We start from the raw sequence: 3,590 nt of genomic DNA, 5'->3' as shown, positions 1-3,590 counted from the left end.
TTCCAGCCCTTGCTGTCGTCGTCCAGTTCGGAGAACCGTGAGTTGCCGCCGCTGCACGTCGTCTGCCCCTTGGGGCCCTCGACGCTCTGCGGTTCATGGGTGATCTCGCCGCAGGACACGGTGCCGGACGCGCACTGTGCCTGACGGCTCGGGGGCGAGTTGACGTAGCCGTGCGCACTGGCCGGGGTCACGGAGGCCAGGACGAGTACGGGCGCGAATCCCGCGCCCAGAGCGGCTGCCAGCTTCTGCTTCTTGTTCATCTCTGTTCCCTCTGAGTGGGGGGAGGAGGGGCGAGAGACAACCGGGCGCCTCGGTCGACTCATTGGCCTAGACCATACTGATTGTCGGAGCGCAGTCAACCCTTCAAGTAACGCTCGTGGTGCGGAAGTTGTGAATGGGGTCAGGCGGCGAGGCCCGGCGCCCGCATGGCCGAGGGTGCCGCCCGACGAGACGACGGGACATGCAGACGAGACAGAAAGCCATTCTGCGACTCATTCGATCTTTCTAGGGTTGAAGCCATCAACCGGCAGAACCAGGGAGAGCAACCGTGCGCGCAGTGATCCAGAAATCCTTCGGAGGGCCCGAGGTCCTGGAGGTCGTGGAGACGAAACGGCCGCAGCCGCTGGCCGGCGAAGTCCTCGTCAAGGTGCACGCCAGTGCCGTCAACCCGGCGGACGTGGCCGTCAGGTCCGGCGCCTTCCCGCTGATCGGCGACCCGCCGTTCGGCGTGGGCTGGGACATCTCCGGAGTGGTCGAAGAAGCGGGCGCCGGGGCCGGGTTCGCTGCGGGCGACGAGGTGTACGGGATGCCGCTCTTCCCCCGCGCCGCCACCGGATACGCCGAGTACGTCGTCGCCCCCTCGGACCACCTGGCCCGCAAGCCCGCCTCCCTCGACCACGTGCATGCCGCCGCCGTCCCCCTGGCCGCGCTCACCGCCTGGCAGGGCCTGGTGCGCGACGCGCAGATCAAGGAAGGCGACCGGGTGCTGATCCAGCGGGCGGCCGGCGGGGTCGGCCACTTCGCCGTGCAGATCGCGAAGGCACACGGCGCCCATGTGATCGCCGTGGCCAGTGCGGGCCGGAGCGACTTCCTGCGCGGCCTCGGCGCCGACGAGATCATCGACTACCGGACCACCGACTTCACCGAGGCCGCCAAGGACGTGGACGTACTCCTCGACTCCAACGCACAGGGCGATCTCTCGCTCGGCGTGGTGCGCCCCGGCGGCGTACTCATCAGCATCCTGGAACACCACGACCGGGAACTCGCCGCGCGCGTCGAGGCCGCCGGACGGCGCTTCGCCGGAGTCATGGTCGAACCGGACTCCGCCGGCCTCGAAGCACTCGGCGAGCTGATCGACGCGGGGCGGATCCGCCCCTACGTGGAGGAGACGTTCCCGCTGGCCGAGGCAGGAAAGGCACACGAGCTGATCGCCGCGGGACACGTACAAGGCAAGATTGTCCTGACGGTCTGAACGGACCGACCGCGACAGGCGACATGCTGCACGCGGCACCACGGGCGGCACGCGGCACCAGGAGAGCGAGGCCGGATGGACATCCTCACCGAGGCGCTGGCCTCGATGCGCACCGGACACCCGGCGTCCGTACGCACCAACGGCCGTGCCCCCTGGGGCCTGCGCCTGCCGCCCGTCGCGGGCGCCGGCTTCCACGTGGTGCTCTACGGCACCTGCTGGCTGGTCCCGCTGCCCGGCGCGCCGCCGCACCTGAAGCCGATTCCGCTCAACCCCGGCGATGTGATCTTCCTGCGCGGCGGGCGCGGCCACATCCTCGCCGACCACCCCTCCACCCCGGCCGAGGAGTGCAAGAGCGAGCAGTTCCACCGCAGCGCACCGATCGGCTCGCTCACGCTCGGCGGCGAGGGCGCCGAGACCAGCCTGCTGTGCGGCAGCTACCACCTGGACCAGGGGCGACCGCACCCCTTGGTGCGCCAGCTGCCCGAGGTCATCCACCTGCCGACGCGGCATGGACGCCACCCGGAGCTGAGTGCCGCCGTACAGCTCCTCGGCGCCGAGCTGGAGAACCCGCGCATCGGCTCGGACGGCATCGTGCCCACGCTGATCGACTCGCTGCTGCTCTACATTCTGCGGGCCTGGCTCGACGACCAGCCCCCGGCCGCCGCGCAGGGCTGGGCCGCGGCCCTGAGCGACCCGGCGGTCGCACCCGCCCTTTCGGCCATGCACGACGACCCCGCGGCCTCGTGGACGGTCGAGTCCCTGGCGGAGCGGGCCGGTCTGTCCCGCGCCGCGTTCGCCCGGCGGTTCGCCCTGCTGGTCGGCGAACCGCCGATGGCCTATCTGACCCGCTGGCGCATGACGACCGCCGCCCGCATGCTGCGCGAGACCGACGCCCCGCTCACGACGGTCGCCGCCCGCACCGGATACGGCTCGGAGTTCGCCTTCGCCAAAGCCTTCAAACGGGAGTACGGCCTGGCGCCGGGCGGCTACCGGCGCCAGAGCAGGGCCGCCTAGATCCTCCCGCGATGCCCGCCCTCAGAGGGCCACGGCGACCGCCGCGGTGACACCGACGGCGACGATCAGCCCGCGCAGCACGGCGGGTGACAGGCGGCGGCCCACCCGCGCGCCGATCAGACCTCCTACGGTCGAACCGACGGCGATCACACCGGCCACCGTCCAGTCGACGCTCGTCACCGCGATGAAAAGGACCGCGGCGACGCCGTTCACGATGGACGCGAGGACGTTCTTCACGGCGTTCAGGCGCTGGAGGTCATCGCGGAGGAAAGTCCCGAACAGGCCCATGAGCAGCACCCCTTGGGCCGCTCCGAAGTATCCGCCGTAGACGCCGGTGCCCATCACACCGGCCCACAGCGACACTCCGCCGTCGGCGCGGCCGTGGGAGTCGCGCCGCGCGAGCCATTTCTGCAGCCGCGGCTGCAACAGCACCAGCGCACAGGCGATCAGGATCAGCACCGGCACCGCGGAGCTGAAGGTGTCGGCGGGCAGCTTCAGGAGCAGCACCGCTCCCACGACACCGCCCAGCAGAGACGCCAGGCCGAGCTTGACGAGGCGGGAGCGCTGCCCCTTGAGCTCGGCGCGGTATCCGTACGCCGCGCTGAGCACGCCCGGTACGAGCCCGATGGTGTTGGAGACGTTGGCAAGGACGGGCGGGTAGCCGAAGGCGAGCAGCGTGGGGAAGGTGATCAGGGTGCCGGATCCGACCACCGCGTTGATGCCGCCGGCCGCGACGGCCGCAGCCGCTATGGCCGCTGTCTCGAGTGCCTGCATGATGGAGCGCCTTTCCGGGACGGTCGGCGTACCGGAGTGCGGGCAGCCAGGGGCGGAGCGGTCTGGTGACGAAGGGGCGGGTCGGCACCTGGCCGGGTTCACCCGCCCTCCGGAGTGCGGTGAACCCGGCCAGGTTGCCGCCCTGGGCCCGAGAAGATCGTCCCGCCCACCCAACACCCAAGTCAATCCTCGGATTTCATTGCAGACCCCCAAGCCGCAACTTCACCCGGGCGGTAACTTCACCCTTCATGACTCTCGACGACCTACGCGTCTTTGTCGCCGTCTGCCGCACGGGCAGCCTCAGCGCCGTCGCCCGCGAACTGTCCTGCAC

The 3,590-nt window shown here is 70.6% G+C and carries 5 protein-coding genes; 3 read left to right on the top strand and 2 right to left on the bottom strand.

All coding sequences use genetic code 11. From position 1 onward, the window contains the following. The coding region (locus ACQKIP_RS22250) for a lytic polysaccharide monooxygenase (protein ID WP_427743867.1) at window positions 1-260 on the bottom strand (260 nt) is incomplete at its 3' end. 287 nt (window positions 261-547) lie between these two features. Between ACQKIP_RS22250 and ACQKIP_RS22245 the strand changes: the two genes are divergently transcribed. Both ACQKIP_RS22245 and ACQKIP_RS22240 read left to right on the top strand, forming a co-directional pair. Beyond that, window positions 548-1,471, top strand: coding sequence for an NADP-dependent oxidoreductase (locus tag ACQKIP_RS22245; RefSeq protein ID WP_365861140.1), 924 nt, complete (start codon window positions 548-550; stop codon window positions 1,469-1,471). Window positions 1,472-1,546: 75 nt separating this feature from the next. Then, window positions 1,547-2,485, top strand: a complete 939-nt coding sequence (locus ACQKIP_RS22240; protein ID WP_365861142.1) for an AraC family transcriptional regulator — start codon at window positions 1,547-1,549, stop codon at window positions 2,483-2,485. Between the two features lie 21 nt (window positions 2,486-2,506). Here ACQKIP_RS22240 and ACQKIP_RS22235 read toward each other — a convergent pair whose 3' ends face one another. Next, on the bottom strand, window positions 2,507-3,259 hold the full coding sequence (locus ACQKIP_RS22235; RefSeq protein WP_365861144.1) for a sulfite exporter TauE/SafE family protein: 753 nt from the start codon (window positions 3,257-3,259) through the stop codon (window positions 2,507-2,509). A gap of 248 nt (window positions 3,260-3,507) precedes the next feature. On the opposite strand from ACQKIP_RS22235, the gene ACQKIP_RS22230 reads away from it, so the two are divergent. Further along, window positions 3,508-3,590 (top strand): LysR family transcriptional regulator (locus ACQKIP_RS22230; protein ID WP_427743869.1); only part of this gene is annotated, 83 nt, incomplete at its 3' end.

Source organism: Streptomyces sp. NPDC059900 (assembly GCF_050270335.1).
GTDB lineage: Bacteria > Actinomycetota > Actinomycetes > Streptomycetales > Streptomycetaceae > Streptomyces.
This window is presented reverse-complemented; position numbering and strand designations above follow the sequence as displayed.